Source organism: Mycobacterium paraffinicum, from assembly GCF_025822865.1.
Lineage (GTDB): Bacteria > Actinomycetota > Actinomycetes > Mycobacteriales > Mycobacteriaceae > Mycobacterium > Mycobacterium paraffinicum.
The window spans coordinates 431,306-449,857 of the sequence record NZ_JACKUR010000025.1 but is presented as its reverse complement, the minus strand read 5'-3'; the positions used below and the strand labels follow the sequence as shown (position 1 = coordinate 449,857).

Annotated in this window: 15 protein-coding genes and 1 tRNA gene; 6 read left to right on the top strand and 10 right to left on the bottom strand. The window is 67.1% G+C overall.

The features are described from left to right. Window positions 1–78: 78 nt before the first annotated feature. Both H7J89_RS16650 and H7J89_RS16645 read right to left on the bottom strand, forming a co-directional pair. On the bottom strand, window positions 79–1,632 hold the full coding sequence (locus H7J89_RS16650) for a SulP family inorganic anion transporter (protein WP_264044732.1): 1,554 nt from the start codon (window positions 1,630–1,632) through the stop codon (window positions 79–81). A 243-nt stretch (window positions 1,633–1,875) separates the two neighbouring features. Beyond that, window positions 1,876–2,901, bottom strand: a complete 1,026-nt coding sequence (locus tag H7J89_RS16645; RefSeq protein WP_264044731.1) for an NAD(P)H-dependent glycerol-3-phosphate dehydrogenase — start codon at window positions 2,899–2,901, stop codon at window positions 1,876–1,878. 490 nt (window positions 2,902–3,391) lie between these two features. Here H7J89_RS16645 and H7J89_RS16640 point away from each other — a divergent pair, with 490 nt between their 5' ends. Together H7J89_RS16640 and H7J89_RS16635 are read left to right on the top strand one after the other, a co-directional pair. Further along, the gene (locus H7J89_RS16640) at window positions 3,392–3,694 is read left to right on the top strand and encodes a PE family protein (protein ID WP_264044730.1); all 303 of its coding nucleotides are present in this window, start codon (window positions 3,392–3,394) and stop codon (window positions 3,692–3,694) included. A 19-nt stretch (window positions 3,695–3,713) separates the two neighbouring features. Beyond that, on the top strand, window positions 3,714–4,871 hold the full coding sequence (locus H7J89_RS16635) for a PPE family protein (RefSeq protein WP_264044729.1): 1,158 nt from the start codon (window positions 3,714–3,716) through the stop codon (window positions 4,869–4,871). 2 nt (window positions 4,872–4,873) lie between these two features. Here H7J89_RS16635 and H7J89_RS16630 read toward each other — a convergent pair whose 3' ends face one another. The 4 genes from H7J89_RS16630 to H7J89_RS16615 all read right to left on the bottom strand — a co-directional run bounded on the left by H7J89_RS16630 (window position 4,874) and on the right by H7J89_RS16615 (window position 8,214). Beyond that, entirely contained in the window at window positions 4,874–6,385 is a 1,512-nt protein-coding gene (locus tag H7J89_RS16630) for a flavin-containing monooxygenase (protein ID WP_264044728.1), read from the bottom strand. Window positions 6,386–6,456: 71 nt separating this feature from the next. Then, window positions 6,457–7,083 (bottom strand): RES family NAD+ phosphorylase, encoded by a 627-nt coding sequence (locus tag H7J89_RS16625; RefSeq protein WP_264044727.1) that lies wholly within the window; start codon window positions 7,081–7,083, stop codon window positions 6,457–6,459. After that, entirely contained in the window at window positions 7,080–7,586 is a 507-nt protein-coding gene (locus tag H7J89_RS16620; protein WP_264044726.1) for a hypothetical protein, read from the bottom strand. The genes H7J89_RS16625 and H7J89_RS16620 overlap by 4 nt, the downstream gene beginning before the upstream one ends. A gap of 136 nt (window positions 7,587–7,722) precedes the next feature. Continuing rightward, a complete protein-coding gene (locus H7J89_RS16615; RefSeq protein WP_066956577.1) occupies window positions 7,723–8,214 on the bottom strand; it encodes a YajQ family cyclic di-GMP-binding protein in 492 nt (163 codons plus the stop codon). A 69-nt stretch (window positions 8,215–8,283) separates the two neighbouring features. Here H7J89_RS16615 and H7J89_RS16610 point away from each other — a divergent pair. Continuing rightward, window positions 8,284–8,367, top strand: a tRNA-Tyr gene (locus H7J89_RS16610). A 618-nt stretch (window positions 8,368–8,985) separates the two neighbouring features. Here H7J89_RS16610 and H7J89_RS16605 read toward each other — a convergent pair. The 4 genes from H7J89_RS16605 to H7J89_RS16590 all read right to left on the bottom strand — a co-directional run bounded on the left by H7J89_RS16605 (window position 8,986) and on the right by H7J89_RS16590 (window position 12,822). After that, on the bottom strand, window positions 8,986–10,122 hold the full coding sequence (locus H7J89_RS16605; RefSeq protein ID WP_264044725.1) for a PPE family protein: 1,137 nt from the start codon (window positions 10,120–10,122) through the stop codon (window positions 8,986–8,988). Between the two features lie 388 nt (window positions 10,123–10,510). Further along, the gene (locus H7J89_RS16600) at window positions 10,511–10,831 is read right to left on the bottom strand and encodes a hypothetical protein (protein ID WP_264044724.1); all 321 of its coding nucleotides are present in this window, start codon (window positions 10,829–10,831) and stop codon (window positions 10,511–10,513) included. A 145-nt stretch (window positions 10,832–10,976) separates the two neighbouring features. Next, window positions 10,977–11,906 carry a DMT family transporter gene (locus H7J89_RS16595; protein WP_264044723.1) on the bottom strand — a complete coding sequence of 310 codons (930 nt, stop codon included), beginning with the start codon at window positions 11,904–11,906 and terminating at the stop codon, window positions 10,977–10,979. A 46-nt stretch (window positions 11,907–11,952) separates the two neighbouring features. Beyond that, window positions 11,953–12,822 (bottom strand): oxidoreductase, encoded by an 870-nt coding sequence (locus H7J89_RS16590; protein ID WP_264044722.1) that lies wholly within the window; start codon window positions 12,820–12,822, stop codon window positions 11,953–11,955. Window positions 12,823–12,913: 91 nt separating this feature from the next. Between H7J89_RS16590 and H7J89_RS16585 the strand changes: the two genes are divergently transcribed. From H7J89_RS16585 to H7J89_RS16575, 3 genes are all read left to right on the top strand, one after another. Then, window positions 12,914–13,900 carry a diacylglycerol kinase family protein gene (locus H7J89_RS16585; RefSeq protein WP_264044721.1) on the top strand — a complete coding sequence of 329 codons (987 nt, stop codon included), beginning with the start codon at window positions 12,914–12,916 and terminating at the stop codon, window positions 13,898–13,900. Between the two features lie 460 nt (window positions 13,901–14,360). Then, window positions 14,361–17,609, top strand: coding sequence for a thioester reductase domain-containing protein (locus tag H7J89_RS16580; protein WP_264044720.1), 3,249 nt, complete (start codon window positions 14,361–14,363; stop codon window positions 17,607–17,609). Between the two features lie 18 nt (window positions 17,610–17,627). Beyond that, window positions 17,628–18,536, top strand: a complete 909-nt coding sequence (locus H7J89_RS16575) for a metal-dependent hydrolase (protein ID WP_264044719.1) — start codon at window positions 17,628–17,630, stop codon at window positions 18,534–18,536. The last annotated feature ends 16 nt before the right edge of the window (window positions 18,537–18,552 follow it).

Sequence of the window (18,552 nt, the reverse complement as noted above, 5' to 3'; positions counted from 1 at the left end):
TGCCATCGCGAGCGTAACCTGGCTGCGAAATTTCGCCGCCAAAATCGCAGTGGGGCTACGCTCGCGGGCCAGCGGGACTCAGGCGGCGGCCTCGGGCCTTTCGGGGCCGATGGCCTCACTTGCATCCCTGCGAGCGGAATGGCCCGTCTCGAGCCTTCCCCGGATGCGGACCGTGCCGCCGTTGGCCTCATGCTGGTGTTGCCAGTCGCTGATCGCCTGGTGCGCCGCGTGATCCAGGTAGTGCACCGAAACCTCCACGGTGACAACCGATCCGGAAGGTATGGACGCCAGTACCCGCGTCAGCCGCGGGAGCGCCAGAAACGTGCAGGCCGCACCCTCGATGAGCACCTGCCACTCGCCGTCGACGGGCTTGGCATCGACCTTGGCCCGGATCACCCGCCAACCGGTCAACGCGATGGCCAACGCGAGCCCGATCAGGACGCCGTGCAGCAGATTGAGGAAGACGACGCTGACGGCGGTCACGACGTACACGGCGAGATCGCCATGCTTCATGGCGGTTTCGATGTGTGCCGGCTTGAGTAGCTGGATGCCGATGACGATGAGCAGCCCGGCAAGTGCGGCGGTGGGGATCTCGTCGACCAGCCCGGCGAACGGGATGGTGAACAACAGGATCCATACGCCGTGCATGAAGGCCGAGGCGCGCGATTGGGCGCCCGCGTTGACATTGGTGGAGCTGCGGACGATGACACCGGTGACCGGCAGCCCTCCGATGGTCCCCGACACGATGTTGGCGGCGCCTTGTCCGACCAGCTCGCGGTCGAAGTCGGTGCGCGGCCCGTTGTGCATGCGGTCGACCGAGACCGCCGACAGCAGGCTCTCGACGCTGGCGATGAGCGCGACGGTGATCACGCCGATCGCAACCGCGCCCCAGTTTCCGTGCGGAATGTCGGGCAGTTGCAACGCGTCCAGCGGCGACCCCTCGAGGTCGATCCGGCGCACATGGAACGGGAAGACGACCGACACCACCGTGGCGGCCACGATCGCGACCAACGGTCCCGGAACCCGGCGCACCTTGGCCGGAACCCACCGCCAGGCCACCAGGATGACGATCACCAGCACGCCCAGGATGACCCCGGGGCGGTGCGCGCCGATGATCTGGCCCGGCAGCCCGATGAGGTTGTGCCAGGCCGTGCTCTTGGACTTTCCGCCGAGCAACACGTGCGCCTGCTGCAGCGCGATCGTGATGCCGATGCCGGCCAGCATCGCGTGCACCACCACCGGTGAGATCGCCAGGGCCGCCCGTGCGACGCGGCTGAGCCCCAACAGCACCTGCAGGGCGCCCGCGGCGACGGTGATCAAACACGTTACGCCCCAACCGAAGTCGGATACCAGGTCGGCGACGACGACGGTCAGGCCGGCCGCGGGGCCGCTGACTTGCAGCGGTGATCCGCCGATGGCGCCGACCACGATGCCCCCGACGATCGCGGCGATGAGGCCGGCGAGCACCGGGGCGTTGGATGCGATCGCGATGCCCAAGGACAGGGGGAGCGCGACCAGGAAAACCACGAGTGACGAAGGAAGGTCGTGGCGGATGATCGATCGGATCCGATCTTTGCGTGAGTCCTTGGCCCCCTCGGGAGGTTGGTTGCCGAGCTGTTCGATGTCTTGCATCGGTCTCGTCCCTCGTTAGGAGTTAGCGGGGGAAGTTCCGATATCCGCCCCGAATTGCGTATTACGTCGGCGTAACACCTTGGCGCACAAACGGTTAAGACCCGGCCGGATCCACAGGATCATGGCCGGGAACCCCTGGCTGCGTTAGTGACGGTATTTTGCTGGCAAACCCGGGGTCAAGCGGACGGGCCAACCCCATATGGAACGCAAAGATTTAAATTCCGCATCATCTGACGGACATCTTCAGAATCCCGAACCGTGCACCTCGTGGCCCGGGACCTCGGCGATCAGGCCCCGGTAGGCCTCTTCTACGGTCGAGCCGTGGTTGATCACCGCGTCGACTTCGCGGGCGATCGGCATGTTCAGTCCGAACTCGTTGGCGAACTCCATGATCACGCTGGCGGCCTTGACGCCCTCGGCGACCTGGTTCATCGAGGAGATGATCTCGTCGATCGGCTTGCCGGCGCCCAGTTGCTCGCCGACGTGCCGGTTGCGGCTGCGCTGGCTGGTGCAGGTCACGATGAGGTCGCCCAGGCCGGCCAGGCCGGGGAAGGTCTCGGGATTGCCGCCCAGGGCCACGCCGAGCTTGGTCATCTCGCGCAGCGCGCGGGCGATCACCAGCGCGCGGGTGTTTTCCCCGATGCCCAGCGAGTAGCCCATCCCGACCGAGATCGCGTAGACGTTCTTCAGCGCCCCGGCCATCTCGACGCCGATCACATCGTCGGTGGTGTACACCCGGAAACGCCGGGTGCGGAACAGCCCGGACAGTCGCGTCGCCAGATGCTGGTCGGGCATCGCCAGCACCGCCGCGGCGGCGTAGCCCTCGCCGACCTCGCGCGCGATGTTCGGCCCGGCCAGGATGCCCGCGGGATGACCGGGCAGGACCTCCTCGATGATCTGCGACATTCGCATGTTGGTGCCCTGCTCGAGGCCCTTGACCAATGACACCACCGGCACCCACGGCCGCAGTTCCTTGGCCAGCTCGGCCAGCACGCCCCGGAAGCCGTGGGAGGGCACGCCCATCACCACGACGTCGGCGGAGTTCGCCGCCTCGGCGAAGTCGGTGGTGGCGCGCAGGGTGTCGCTCAACACCACGTCGTTGCCGAGATAGCGGCTGTTGCGGTGCTTCTCGTTGATGTCGCTTGCGGTCTCCTCCGAGCGGACCCATTGCAGCGTCGGGCCGCGGCGCGCGCAGATGGATGCCACCGTGGTTCCCCAGGAACCGCCACCAAGGACAACGACTTTGGGTTCGCGCTTCTCAGCTGCCATGGCGATCAGCGTATTGCCGACACCTCTCATTTAGTAGCAGTTCAGGTCGCAGAGGTTGACCGGGGCGCAGCCCGCGGGCCGCAGCGAGGCGTTCGACCCGCTTTCGACCCAATTCCATGCAGAATTCATAGATGCGCTCGAGGGGGTTGTGTGTCTAATATGTCGACGGGGTGCTCCTTCGCCGCCTAATGCGGTTCGGTATTGAAAACGCATAGCCAATTCATAGGAGTCCGCGCTGCGTTCAGGGAACGCTGGTCCGATTCATGTCAAAGTCACAAATCATTCGGAAAACACTGGCGCGCAGTCGATCCGGAGGGCCTGCGTAAGTGGCCCACTAGGCGGGGCGGCGAGGCCGGGATTAAAAATCAGTATGAGTGTTCTCGAAATCGCGAGTTCACCGTCGATTAATTGAATTCACCGGCTTGATCGCCCTAACCGGTGTTTATAGCGTTTCGCGGCAATCGTCCGATTCGCCGAAAGGGAATGCCGCGTGTCCTATGTGAGTGTCGAACCAGAAAAACTGTCGGCGGCGGCCGGCAATCTTCAGTCCATCACCGCGGCGTTGAGCGCGGGCAACGCCGCGGCGGCCGGCCCGACCACCGCGGTGGTTCCGGCAGCCGCCGACGAGGTGTCCGCGCTGACCGCGGCGCGCTTCGCCGTCCACGCGCAGCGGTATCAGGCGCTCAGCGCCAGGGCCGTCGCCATCCACGAGCTGTTGGCGGCCGCGTTGGCATCGGGTGCGGGCTCCTACGCCGCCACCGAGGCTGCGAACGCCGCGGCGTCAGCGCTTTAGAACGAGCGGAGATATCGACGTGGACTACGCCTTACTGCCACCGGAGGTCAACTCGGGGCGGATGTACGCCGGCCCCGGGGTCGGTTCGTTGTTGGTCGCCGCGGCGGCCTGGAGTGAGCTGGCCGTTCAGCTGCACGCCAGCGCGTCGTCGTACCGATCGGTGATCTCGGCGCTGACCGGCGGGCCGTGGCTGGGTCCGGCGTCGCTGGCGCTGGCGTCGGCCGCCGCTGCCAATGTGGCATGGCTGCAAGGCAGCGCGGAAAGCGCCGAGCTGACTTTCGACCGGGCCGCCGCGGCCGTGGCCGCCTACGAGACGGCGTTCGCGCTCACGGTGCCGCCGCCGGTGGTCGCGGCCAACCGCGCCTTGCTCGCGTCGCTGATCGCGACGAATGTCTTGGGACAGAACAGCGCTGCCATTGCGACTCTGGAGGCGGAGTACTTCGAGATGTGGGCCCAGGACGCCGCGGCGATGTACGGCTACGCGGCAGCTTCCGCCACGGCCAGCCAGTTGGCCGATTTCGCGGAGCCCGAGGAAGTGACCAACCCGGCCGCATCGGCCGAGCAGGCCGCCGCGGTGGCCAAGGCCGCCGGCAATTCGGCCCAGACCGGTGCGCAGGACGCTGCGGCCAACGAAGCGCCTGCGCCCACCTTCGGCAACCTCAAGCCGATCGACGATTGGATTTCGGCGAACACGCCGTTCGACGACATGGCCGGGATGTACTCGAAATACGTTGTCCCGTACGTGTCTTCCGGGCAGGTAGGCGTTCAGACGGCGCAGTCCTTCGGGCAGATCAGCAACGGCATCACGGCCATGAGCACGTTCGGGAAGGGCTTGCTTCCCGCGGCCTCCTCGGCGGCTCAGGCCGCCGGGGGCGGGGCTAACGCGCTCGGCGCCGCCGGTGCCGGCCTGGGCAACGCCGGGTCGGCCGCGGCCGGGCTGGGGCGCGCGCTTCCGGTCGGCGTGCTGTCGGTCCCGCCCAGCTGGGCTCCGGTGACCGCGGTGACCAATCCGGGGGTCGCCACCCTGACGAGCGCGGCTGCCCCCGCCGCGGCGGACGGGCTCCATCCCTTCCCGATGACGCCGTTCGGGCCGATGGCCGGGCACGCGGGCTGGCGTCAGACTCCGACATACGGATTCAAACCGTCGGTGATGGCCAAACCGCCGGCGGCCGGATAGCGCTAGCCCGCCAGGGGGGCCCGGTCGGATGCCCGGCCGAACACCATCGCTTCCTCGATGCGGTCGAAGCGGTAGTCGATGGCATCGGCGAGGTAATTCTGCCGCACGTTCCAGGGCCGCTTGGTTCCCGATTTCGGCAGCGCGTGCACCGACCGCAGCACGTAGCCGGCGTTGATGTCCCACGACGGCTTCTCGGTCATCGGCTCGTTGCCCCGATGCGGGTACGCGTGGGTGTAGCCGTGAGCGGTCATGTGCGCCAGCAGCTTTGCCGTGGCCCGGGCGGTGATGTCGGCGCGCAGTGTCCATGACGCATTGGTGTAGCCGACGCACCAGAACAGATTCGGCACGTCCTCGAGCATGTGGGCCTTATAGACGAAGCGGTCGTTGGTCTTGATCTCGTTGCCGTCCAGGCTGATCGCGGTCCCGCCCAAGGCCTGCAGCTGCAGTCCGGTGGCGGTGACGATGATGTCGGCGTCGAGGTGCCCGCCGGATTTCAGCGCGATGCCGGTCGCGTCGAAATGGTCGATGTGATCGGTGACCACGTCGGCGCGGCCGGCGGCGATGGCGTTGTACAGGTCGGCGTCGGGGATCAGGCACATCCGTTGGTCCCACGGGTTGTAGCGCGGTTTGAAGTGGGTGTCGACGTCATAGCCGGCGGGCAGGCTGCTGATCGCCTTGCGCCGCAGCAGCCATCGCACCAGCCCGGGCGCCTTGCGCGAAAGGGCGAAGAACACCGCCTCGGTGAGCGCGCTGTACATCCGGACCACGAGATGGGCCGGCTTGCGGGGCAACACTTTCCGCGCGACGGCGGCGACCCTGCCGTACTTCGACGCCGAGATGAGATAGGTGGGCGAGCGTTGCAGCATGGTCACTTTCGCGGCCCGGTCCGACAGCGAGGGAAGCAGCGTCACCGCGGTGGCCCCGCTGCCGATCACCACGACCTTCTTGCCGGTGTAGTCCAGGTCTTCCGGCCAGTGCTGCGGATGCACCACGACGCCGCCGAAGGTTTCGATGCCGGGGAACTCGGGGGTGTACCCCTCGTCGTAGTTGTAGTAGCCGCTGCCGAAGAAGAGAAATCGGCCTCGGTAGAGCTTCCGCGCGCCGTCCTGCTCGACGGTGACCGTCCAGGTGTCGGCCGACGAATCCCAGTCGGCCGAGCGGACGTAACTGTTGAACCGGATGTGGCGATCGATGCCGTACTTGTGTGCGGTGGCGGCCAGGTACTCGCGGATGTGGTCGCCGTCGGCCACGCCTTCCTTTCGCGTCCACGGCTCGAACGGGAAGGACAGCGTGAAGATGCTGCTGTCCGAGCGCACCCCGGGGTAACGGAACAGGTCCCACGTGCCGCCGATCTGCGCGCGCCGCTCCAGGATGGTGTAGGTCAGCTGGGGGTTGCGCTCGCTGATTCGGTAGGCCGCGTCGATGCCGGAGATGCCGGCGCCGACGATGATGACGTCGGAGTAGTCGGCCTCGGCCGGTGTCTGGCCGTCGGCTTCCTGGGGCGTCACGGTCATCGTGAACCTCGCTCACATCGTGGGACTGGTCACTAGCGTAGGCACCCGGCGGTTGGCCGGGCCAGTGATCGTCATAACGGCTCCATCAGCACGTCGACGTGCAGCGGCGCGCACCGGTCGATCAGCCAGATCTGGTCGGCGGGGCTGGCGAAGATGCGCGCGTGGGACGGGTCCTGAGCGAAGGCTGGGTCTGATTCGGGGCCGCACCTGTCGCCGAAGAAGACGTAGGCCTTGGTGTCGTTGCACTGCCGCGACATCCACACCAGCCCCTCCAGCCCGGCGCCGTGCGCGGCTTCGGCCCAGCGCACCGTGGTGTCGTAGCTCGACGCCGGGCTCGCCGTGAGCTCGGCGGCGGTGACTTTGAGGCGTCGCAGCCCGGTGCCGTGCAGCACGCCCAGGCGCACGGGCCGGGTCACCTCCAGCCGGACGAGGACTTTGTCCGCGTATTGGTCGTAGGGGAGCAGGCCGCCCTCGACGGGAATGTCGTGCAGGAGCGTCTCGGCGATGGCCGCGTCCTCGGTGTCGGCCGCGTACATGATCGGCACGACCGGGTCGCCGAAGAAACCGAAGCGGGTGCGCGCGCCGATGCCGGGGTTGAAGTCGGTGGCGGTGCGCGTGGCCGACAGCACGCGGTAGAGCGGGTGTCCCGCCGGCAGGGTGGCCGTGGCCGGATCGAACGGGTCCGGGGGTCGCCTCACCACGAGACGGCCAGGGCCTCCGCAGCGACCGCAACGACGCGATCCGGCTGGGTGGCGAGGCGGTCCACGGGCCGCTCCCCGTCCAGGTAGGTGGTGGGCGAGCACAGCCACTGCACCAGCCCGGCCTCCGACCAGCCGTTGTCCTCCGCGATCTCGCGTAGCCGGGCGATGACCGCCAGCGGTTTCCCATCCGGGCCGAACTGGAAGCCGGGGTAGGCGAGGTAGTTGCCGCGCCGCACGGCGACCAGCGCCTTGTTGCGGTGGGCGGTGGTGGCGAGGTTGCGCGGCGCGCTGGACCGTGAGCCCATCCGCTTACCGGCGTCGGTGCTGCTCAGCATCCCGAACTCAGCCTCGATGCGGGCGTACAGGTTCTGCTCGGCCTGCACCGCCCGCGCCACCGCGGGTTCGGTGTAGACGGCGACCGACGACAGCGCGACACCCACCGCCTGCGCGCTTTCGCGCAGGCGTTCGTGGGCGGTGGCCAGCTCGGCGACGGTGGTCATGGGGGTCACTCCAGAGTTCGGTTCGTGCAGTTCATTCTACTGCACGAACCGAACGCATGGGAGCCATGGGCGCGAGCGTAACCCCACTGCGAAATGACCGGCGGGATTTCGCAGTGCCACTACGCTCGCGCGGCGGCTACCGGTAATTGACGAACTGCAGCGCGACGTCGAGATCGGCCTGCTTGAGCATCGAGATGACGGCCTGCAGGTCGTCGCGCTTTTTGCTGCTGACCCGGATCTCGTCGCCCTGGATCTGCGTCTTGACGCCCTTGGGCCCGTCGTCGCGGATCAACTTGGTGATCTTTTTGGCGTGCTCGCTGTCGATGCCCTGCTTGAGGGTGCCGCTGACCTTGTACGTCTTTCCCGACGCCTGCGGTTCGCCGGCGTCGAAGGCCTTCATCGAGATGTCGCGCCGGATCAGCTTCTCCTTGAAGACGTCGACGGCCGCCTTGACGCGTTCCTCGGTGGACGACGTCAGCTCGATAGCCTCGTCGCCCTTCCAAGCGATCGTGGTGTCGGTGCCGCGGAAGTCGAAGCGGGTGGCCAGCTCTTTGGCGGCCTGGTTGAGTGCGTTGTCGACCTCTTGGCGCTCGACTTTGCTGACAATGTCGAACGATGAGTCCGCCATTCGATCCGTCCCTTCATCCCGTGATGGCCGTTTGTGCTTTGTCTACCCCCTCGTTGTAACCTGTCTGGCGGCAGGTTGCCCGAGCGGCCAATGGGAGCGGACTGTAAATCCGTCGCGAAAGCTTCACAGGTTCGAATCCTGTACCTGCCACCAACGTTCGTCAGGGGACTAGTTTGTCCCGCTGCGGCCGGCTTCAGTGCAGGTTGACTGCGCTGAGCGCCCCATCGAGGGGCTGGCTATCCGGAGAAGACTAAGCCTCCGGGCGCGGGACCGGAGTCACCCGCAAACTTGGCCCAGTTGTCCGTCAATCGGGCTCGCGCCTTCGCAGTCTCCCAGCGGGTACCTGCGCATTGGGTTGTCGCGCGGGGGGTTTGCGATGCATGCCTGATGGGCGGCGGGGTCGGTGATGCTGGTACAGGGATCGCCGGCTTGTGCTTGTGCTGTCGGCGTGCAGAGGAGTGCCAGGGTTATGGCTGCTGCCGCCGACGCGGCCATTGCTGCCGTCTTCATTGGTCAGTCCTTTCCGCACCGCCTAATGGTCACTGATTATGGGGCAGATCGAGATGGACGGCGACTCGAGTCGCATGGGCCAGTCGCCGAAAACCGGGCCAGCAAACTAGTCAGATCAATCGATCAACCAGGCACATGAGCGCCACCGCCGCCTCCGGACCTTCACTACCCAGAGTAATTGCTTGCAGCACAACATATTTCAGCGAGATGGGCGACGTCTTCGCACGGGCGAGCGCGCTACACCCGCGATGCGCCTTCGTCTCATCCGCCTGACGGAGGTCGCCGCATGATGCTGCCGAAGATCGGCGGTCCATAGCCCTTCTCGTCGGGCTTATCCCGCTGGGCCTTGCGTGCCCCCGGTGGCATCGGCGGGATGAACATCGGGGTGAGCGGCGCGCCCTGCGCCGTCGTTGCCATCAACGGGCCCTGTGCGGCCGACAGCTGGATCGGGGCCGTGACCGCCGAAGGCGGAACCACGAGATTGCCGACGTACATGCCCTTGCCCAGAGAAGCGGTGGCCGAACTCTCTATTGCCCCAGCCGTAGCGGCGGGCGTGGGATAGGGCGTGGCATAAATGTTGGGAGCGCCTCCCACAGCCTCGGGACCGGTGATGTTGTACGCAATGGCCAGGTTGCGGGGGGTGGCGGCCAGGACGTCCGGGAACTGACCCGGGAAGTAATCGTGGCCGCCCGTGACCAGACCTATAAGGGACTGCGGGTTGAAGACGCCGCTGCTGACCAGGTTTTGCAGATAACCGTTGACGGTCTGAACAAACGGATTGGCGAAGAATTGCGTGGGGTCGGGTGTTGCCGCCGGGGCGAACGCCAGCGGGGCGGCCGCTGCCGCCCTGCCCACTGCAGCCGTTTGAACCGTAGCGGCGGCCGGAGTGGTCATCGGGGACGGGGCGTTGAACGTCGGCATCGCCATGGTCTGGAGGCTGCTGGCTTGATAGCCCAGCATGGCGGTCGTGTTACCCGCCCACATCTGCATGTACTCGGCCTCGGTGGCAGCGATCGCGGGGAAGTTGATGCCGAAAACGTTTGTCGCGATCAGATGGGCCAGCCGCATGCGGTTGGCGGTGACCACGCTGGGGTGCACCATGGCCGCCTGGGTGGCGGCGAACGAGCTGGCCATAGTGGTTGCCGCCATCGCCATATGAGCGGCCTGCAGCGAGGCGGTCTGTAGCCAGGCGACATAGGGAAGGGTGGATGCGGTCATCGCCGTCGCCGCCGGCCCTTGCCAGGGAATCGCCGTCACGATGGAGGCATAACCGGTGGCGGTCTGTCCCAGCTCGATCGCCAGCTGGCGCCAGGCGTCGGCGGCGGTGAGCAATGACCCGGGCCCCGGCCCTGAGTGAATCAGCGCCGAGGTGATCTCGGGAGGAGCCCAAAAGTCCATTGCTGACCCCTGTCAAAGCTCGGAGTCGGTGATCCTCATGCCACGCATGCGGGCCCGCACGGCCTGAGGTCCGCCAGGGAACCGATTCTCGCGTCCCACGTGTTGTCCCTTTCGGTGACGTTCCTGCCCCCTACGTGGCCCGACTGGTCGATTGACAGCGTATTCGCCCGCGAGGTCACTCACTTCGGGAATTGTGAGATTCATCGGTCAAGCCGCGGCGCCGATTCGGCGGCGCATCGCGACGCCCATTTCGTCACCAGCGCCGAAAGCCGCGGCAGTCGCTCCGGATTCCGACGCTGAATCTTTCCGCGAAGCGCGCATTGGACGCCTGTGCGGGTCAGCCGCCAGCGTCGGGTTTGGTCGAAAAGCCCTGGCGCACACAAAGGGCCTAAGTGCTTAACGCATCCGGCTGATGTTCGTCGGCGCTCTTCGCGTACAGAGTTCCCAACTCACCGGCAGGCGGCGAGTTTCGAACCCAGGCGTCCCGACAAATCTGGCCCAGTTGTCCGTAGTCGGGGCTGGCCTCGCAATTGCCCATTCGGGGGCCGTGCATGGTGTCATCGGCCGAGGATCTGTTGATGCAATCCTGGTAGGCCGTGGGATCGGTGATGCCGGCGCAGGGATCGTCGGCGCGCGCTTGTGCTGGTGGAATGCAGAGGGGCGCCAGTGCTATCAGCGCCGCCACGGACGCCGCGATCGCCCTGCCCATCGGTTCTTCCTCTCCTGACCCCTAACCCATTGACTTAAGTGTCGCACTTTGTGATGACGGCGGTCGAGCATCGCGCAAACCTGCGCCGAGCCGGCGACAGGCTCGAATCCTGTACCCGCCACCAACGTTCGTCGGACCGGAGGGTTCACCCGCTCAAGCGTTGCGGCGACGGCGGTTTCGGCTCGTCGGCGGTCCGCACGTCGCGCCCTGCGCCGGCCGACACGGTCGCGGCCTCGCCGCGAGCCAGCCCCACCGTCGCGACGATCACCAACGCCGCCGCCACCGCCAGCACGACCCAATCGAAGCCGTGGGCGTCCAACGTCTCGCCCAGGACGGTGATCCCAAGAACCGCCCCCACAATGGGTTTCGCGGCGATGATCGTCGGCAACGAAGCGGTCAAAGCGCCTGCGCGGTAAGCCGATTGATGGAAGATCATTCCGGCCGCCCCGCAGAACACCCAGCCGTACAGCTCGGGTCTGGTCCACAACTGCTCCGGGTTGTGTTCGAGGATGTCGACTACGCCCTTCATCAGCACCGCGAACACCGCCAGCAACGAACCGGCGACCGCGGCCAGCAACAGCGCGGCCACTGGGCGGTCCGACCAGATCCGTGCGCCCAGCAATCCCAGGAGCAGCGGCGGGCCCATCGCGATGGCGACGATCAGCCACACGTGTGGCGCTGCGCGCTGCTGGCCGCCGGTCGGATCGCCGACCGCGATGACGACCACCAACGCCGCGGTCAGCAACACCGCCCACACCCACTCCGCGCGGGTGACCGGGTGGCGGCTCATCCGCGCGTAGATCGGCAGTGCGAACAGCAGCGCGGTCACCTGCAGCGACATCACCAACAGCACCGAGCCCTTGTCCAGGGCCGCCGCCAGCAAGACGTAGCTGGCGATATCTCCGAGACCGCCCATCCACCACCGCTTATCGCGCAGCAGCATGCCGAAGAGCGCCAGGTGGCCGACGGGTTTGTCGGTGACCTCCTGGGCGGATCGCTGACGGACCACGTTGCCGATCGCCGAAGCCAGCGCGGCGCACAGGGCGAGAATTGCCGCCATATCAGCCCTCGACATGCCACTAATCTAGTCGGGCCCCGGCAAACCGCCCGCCGAGCTCGGTTCAGAGCGGGAACGCGGTACCCGTGAGCTCTTCGGATAGGTCCCACAGCGCCACGGCGGTGCCGGCCCGCCTGGCCGGCCAGTTACGCCAGGTCGGCTGGGTGCGGCCGTACAGACCGAAGCGCGGACCGACGAAGGTGTCGCCCGGCAGATCCTGCGACACCGCAAACAGCGTCTGGCGGGCGCCGAACTCGGCATCGGTGGACACAACGCGGTCGACCGCCAACACCGCCGCGTCGCCCAGCTTTCGTCCGGAATTGCCTTGCAGGTTCGTGTGCGACCAACCCGGGTGGGCGGCCAGCGCCCGCAGGGGCGACCCGACGGCCTCCAGACGCCGCTGCAGTTCCCTGGTGAACAGCAGGTTGGCGAGCTTGGACTGGCTGTAAGCCAGCCACGCCGAATACGGGCGGGACTGCCAATTCAGGTCTTTGAGGCTGATGTAGCCGAAGTGGTGCATCAGCGAGGACACCGTCACCACCCGGTCGGTCAGCTTGGGCAGCAGCAGGTTGGTCAACGCGAAGTGGCCGAGGTGGTTGGTGCCGATCTGGCCCTCGAAGCCGTCGGCGGTCACCGCATGTTTGGTGGCCATGATGCCGGCGTTGTTGACCAGCACGTCCAGCGCGGCCATCTCGTCGGCGAAGCGCCGCACCGACCCCAGGTCCTGCAGGTCGAGTTGGCGCACCTCGACATCACCGGCCATCCGCTCGGCGGCGGCCTTGCCTTTCTCCGTGTTGCGCACCGCCAGAACGACGCGGGCCCCGGCCCGCGCCAATTCACGCGCGGTGACCTCGCCCAGACCGGCGTTGGCCCCGGTGATCACGACGGTGCGTCCGGCGAACGACGGCAGGTCTGCAGCGGTCCAACCAGGCATGCAGCCCACCCTAACTACGTGATCTCACCCGCCGGGACGCCGCAGGTATCGTGCGTGGGATGGCCGGCGGAACCTCACCTGGACGCCACGGATGTATCTAGGGGTCATCGTGAATCCGCTCGCGCGCAGGAATCGCCGCGGGCGGAGCGACCGCGTCGCCGAGTTGCGCCGGATCGTCGGTCCGTTCGGCGAGGTGCACGAAACCGCCTCGATCGAGGACCTCGGCAAGACCCTGGACCAACTCCATCCGCGGGTCACCCACCTCGTCGGGGACGGCGGCGACGGCGCGCTGCACTGGTTGATCAACGAGGTCGAGCGTTGCGAGCGCGACCCGGAGCGCTGGCCGACATTCGTGCCCACCAACGGGGGCAGTGTCAACGCCGTCGCCCGCAAGGCACGCGTGCGCGGCCGGCCCGATGCCATCATCCGCGCGCTGGCGGCCGCCGCCGAGGCGGACCGGCCCCCGCCCGAGATGCGCCTTGACACCTTGCAACTCGACGGTGAAACCGCCGACGGCGCCGCGTTCCATCGTCTGTGTTTCGGACTGGCCGCCGGGGGTGTCGGAAATCGGTTCTACGACATGTATTACGGGAAACCCGATCACGGCCGAGGGGAGGTCGTTCGGGTCATCGGTCGCTCGTTCCGCGACTACCTCGGTACGAAAGTCGGCCGCTCGCAGAACGCCAATTACGCGTCGGTGCTGTTCGCCCCGACGCGCGCCCGGGTCGTCATCGACGGCGAGGAGGTTCCGACACGGATGCACCGCGTGCTGCACGCCGGCGCCATCGACCTGCGGATCGGCGGGCCTTTCCGGCTTTTCCCGAAGGCCGAGAAGCCCGGCGCGTTGCACTTCCAGGCCGGCGAGGTGCGGCCTTCGCGAATCGTCGCGCAACTGCCCGCGGCGCTCACCAACGGCACGCTCCGGGGCCGTGGGGTGCGCGACGTCAATGGCCGCGAAATGATCATCGAGGCCGACGGGGAGCCGCTCTCACCGATCATCGACGGCGAACGGTTCGTCGGTATCACCCGGCTGGTGGCCCGCGCCGGTCCGCTCATCCGCGTCGCCCCGACGGGCTGACTCCGCATCTCTGTAGGTCCGCGACGCGGGGCCCGGCTGAACCGTGGCGGAAATCACTTGGCGACGTCGTCCGCGAGCGCGAGATTTCAAATCGTTTGGGCGCCCCTATGCCCTTTGCGTAGACGAGAAGAAAAGGCCGCCCAATTGCGTACCGATTCGAACCCGAGAATTCAGCATTGACGCAAATACGTATCTCAGTATTCCCGCGCTTGCTGAACGCTGCCCTGCCAAAATCCCCTGGTGAACAGCGGAAACTGAAATACTGAAGTCCGTAGTTGAGGACGCGGCTCGCCGCAATGTGTGACGCATGATAAGCCTATGCTGTGAGATTAATGTGCAGTGTCGGAAAGGCCTCTGCACGCTTTGCCTGACGTCCATTAGCGGCGTTACATTGGGCTTTATCGATTGATCCGAAAGTTCTTATCGCTCATAGTGAACCCGGAAGGGGGTGGCTCCTGCGATGGAGACGCTCATTGATCAACTGCACATGCGGGAAGCACTGACTCCGGACAAGACCCTCTTCCGGTTCGTCGACGACGAAGGCCGCGAGCAGGAGCACTACACCTATCAGAGTTTTGCCGAGCGGACGCGCGAGCTGGCCGCCTACCTGTCGGCGGAGGCCGGGCTGCGCCCGGGAGATCGCGCGTTGCTGGTCTACCCGCCCGGTCTGGAGATGGTTGCGGCGTTCTATGCGTGCGCCCGCCTCGGGGTGATCGCCGTGCCGGTCAGCCCGCCGCTGCCGATGTCGTTCGAGTCGGGATTGGCCAAACTCAGCTTCATCGCCCGCGACTGCCAGGCGAAGGCGGTGCTGTCGACCAAGCAGTTCGAATACGACTACCGCTTGCTGCTCAACCACCTCGACGATGGGTCGCCCTGGCCGGACGCCCAACGGCGCCCGGAACTGCCCTGGTACGGAACCGATGGCACGCAGGACTTCGGCGGCACGCCCGTGCCCGACACGCCCGGACCGGTGCTCTTCCTGCAGTACACATCCGGCTCCACCAGCGACCCCAAGGGCGTGGTGGTCAGCCACGCCAACGTCATCGCCAACGCCTCGGCCTTTACCGGCGGCGAGGTGCTGGTCAGCTGGCTCCCGCAACACCACGACATGGGCCTGATCTCGGCCTACCTGTTCATCCTGCTGGTCGGCGGGACCACACACGCGATGTCCCCGCTGGACTTCCTCAAGCGACCGTCGGCCTGGCTGCGGCTCATCAGCGACGTGCGTGCCACCCACACTCCGGTGCCCAACTTCGCCCTCGAGTTGTGCCTGCGCGAGGACAAGCTGCCCACGTCCGAGCTCGCCGGGATCGACCTGAGCAGCCTGGAGAGCATCGTCGTCGGCGCAGAACCGCTGCGCGCCAGCACATTCGCCCGCTTCCGGCAGCGTTTCGCCCCCTACGGCCTGGAGCCGAACGCGCTCACCGGCGCGTACGGCATGGCCGAAAACACCCTCATCGTCTCGCTTCGCGGGCGCCAGACGCTGGCGCTGAACAAGCGCGCGCTGGAGAACAACCTGGCGCGGGTCGAAAAGGCGCAGCCCGAGAACAGCAACCAAGCCCCGGTGGTGAGCTGCGGCAAGCCCATCGACGGCAACGTCGTCCGCATCGTCGATCCGGGTTCCGGGCACGCTCTCGGCGAGGGCCGGGTCGGCGAGGTTTGGCTGGACGGGCCGTCCAAGGGCGGCGGCTACTGGAACCGCCCGGAGCTGAGCGCGGAGGCCTTCGCGGCCCGCATCCCCGGCGACACCGAGCACACCTACCTGCGCACCGGCGACCTCGGCTTCCTTTACGAGGGCGAGCTGTTCGTGTGCGGCCGCAGCAAGGACCTGATCATCGTGCGCGGCGTCAACTGCTACCCCTCCGACATCGAGGGCATCGTGGAGCGGTCGGCTCCGGAGGTCCGCGGCGGCTGCGTCGCCGCCTTCTCGGTGGAGCACGACGAGCAGGAAGTGCTGACCGTGGTGGCCGAGGTGCGCGGCGAGCACGCGCTACCGGATGGCAAGGCCCTGGCGCGGGCCATCCGGCGGCACGGCCACATCGACCCGCACACCATCGCGTTCGTGCCGCCGCACAGCATTCCCAAGACCACGTCGGGCAAGATCAGGCGGTCGTCGACGCGTCAGCTCTGGCTGGACGGCGAGCTGCCCGTCCTGTCGACCTACACCCATCAGCCGCACGACCGCGCCGACGCGAACCCGGGGCCGCTGGACCGGTTCCGGAATCTGATCGAGAGCTACGACCTCACCGGCGAGGAGGACTGCTCCTTCGCGGACCTCGGCATCGACTCGCTGGCGCTCGCCGAGCTGCGCGCCGACCTGCAGGCCCTGCTGGAAGAGCACGGCGCGGGGGAGCTGGCCGAGGAGGTCAACACGCGCCTGCTGCAGCGGCTGACGGTCGCCGAGTTCTTCCGTCTCATGCGGCAGTTCGGTGAGGGATCCGGGCAGCCGCTGGACGCGGTACGTCAGGCCCTGGAACAGATTTCGGCCGAGTACGAGGAATACGAGATGTCGCGGATGCGTGCCGACGCACAGCTTCCGCTGCCGGCGCTGCCGCCGGCGCGCTCGGGCACGCCCAGCGACATCCTGCTGACGGGCGCGACCGGATTCCTCGGGCCGTTCCTGGTCAGCAGCCTGCTCGGCCGGACGTCGCGCACCGTCCACGCGCTGGTTCGCGCCACGGACTCCGCACACGGCCTGGACCGGATCGTCGCGTCGCTGCGCAAGGCGCGGCTGTGGTCGCCGGCTCTGGAAGCCGAGGTCCGCAAGCGGGTGCGCGTGGTCTGCGGTGACCTCGCCGCGCCGCAGCTTTGCATCGGTGAGCAGGGGTTCCAGAGGCTGGCCGAGAGCGTCGACGCCATCGTCCACAACGGCGCCCTGGTCAACTACGTCAGGACCTACGACGCCCTCCGGCCCGCCAACGTGATCGGGACGCACGAGCTGCTGCGGCTGGCCATGACCGCGCACCGCAAAACCTTCCACCTGGTCTCCAGCACCTTCATCTACGGGTGGAGCGTCAAGCCGGTGGTCGGGGAGTCGGACGCGAATCTGGAGATGAACGCCCTGGACTTCGGCTACTCACAGACCAAATGGGTCGCCGAGCAGCTGGCCTTCGCCGCCCAGCGGGAGGGGCTCGACGTGCGCATCTTCCGGCCCTCGTTGATCTCACCGACCAGCGCGGGATTCGGCAGCCAGGACGACATCCTGGTGCGCACCATGGCGTTCATGATCGAGCACGGCGTCGCCGCCAACGCGCTCAACCAGCTCAGCCTGCTGCCCGCGGACCTGATCGCCGATCACATCGTCGCGTTGATGGAGCTGCCGCCGGATGACACGGGCGGTGGGCGCGTTTTCAACATGACCGCGGACGATTACTACAACATGACCGACATCACCCGCGTCCTGTCCGAGCGCTACGGCTACCGCTTCGAGTACCACGACATCGGATCGTTCGTCGCCGAGATGAACCGGCGATGCACGCCGCGGGATCCGATCTACCCGCTGGTGGATTTCCTCACCCGCTCGGCGGACAAGATCGCGGCGATGCGGGACAAGCGCTACGGCAACAGCCAATACCAAAGTGCGCGCGCGCTGGCCGACGTCCGGCTGCGTGAGCCGGCGCTGGCGGAGACGGTCGAGAATCTCGTCCGGTTCTTGCGCAGTGAGCGCCTGATCACCGAGGCTGAGGCCGAGGCGCAACGCAGCGCCTGACAAGCAAGGGGGTCCACCATGTTCACCGTCGACGACCAGGCGACGGGTCCGCATGACGCGTCGCTCGACCACGAGCGGATCGTCCTGCAGGCGCGTGACGTCGACTTCGACTGGGCGACGCTGCCGTTCTACTACGTGCCCAACGAGCCCTTCACCACGCACTTCTGCAACGTGCTGCACCTGCTGCTGCCCGCCGGCGAGGAGTTCATCGTCGACGCGTTCAAGAACACGTTGCCGATGATCAAAGACGATCAGCTGCGGCTGGACGTGCAGGGTTTCATCAGCCAGGAGGCCATGCATTCCCAGGCGCATGCGGGGGTGCTGGACCATTTCGCGGCCAACGGCGTCGACGTCACCCCGTTCACCGACCAGATGGCATGGCTGTTCTCCCGACTCATCGGGGACCGGCCCGGATGGGGTTGGCGGCGACGCCAGAGCTGGCTGCTCGAGCGGGTGTCGATGGTGGCGGCCCTCGAGCACTACACCGCCATCCTGGGCGAATGGATCCTCGACACCCCGCAACACGACGCCCTGGGCACCGACCCGGTGATGCTGGACCTGCTGCGCTGGCACGGAGCGGAAGAGGTCGAGCACAAGGCGGTGGCGTTCGACACGATGAAGCACCTGCGCGCCGGCTACTGGCGCCAGGTGCGCACCCAGCTGCTGGTGACACCCGCGCTGCTGTGGTTGTTCATTCGCGGGGTGCGGTTCATGTACTCGGTCGACCCGTACTTGGCGCCGGGCACCAAACCGCGCTGGCGCGACTACTTCAGCGCGGCACGGCGTGGCCTGGTGCCCGGTCCCTTCCAGTTCCTGCGGGTCGTCGGCGCCTACTACACGCCGAGTTTCCACCCGTCCAAACTCGGCGGAGTGGGGCGCGCGGTCGACTACCTGGCCCGGTCACCAGCCGCCCGCGCGGCGCACTGAGCGCCACGAGTAGGCA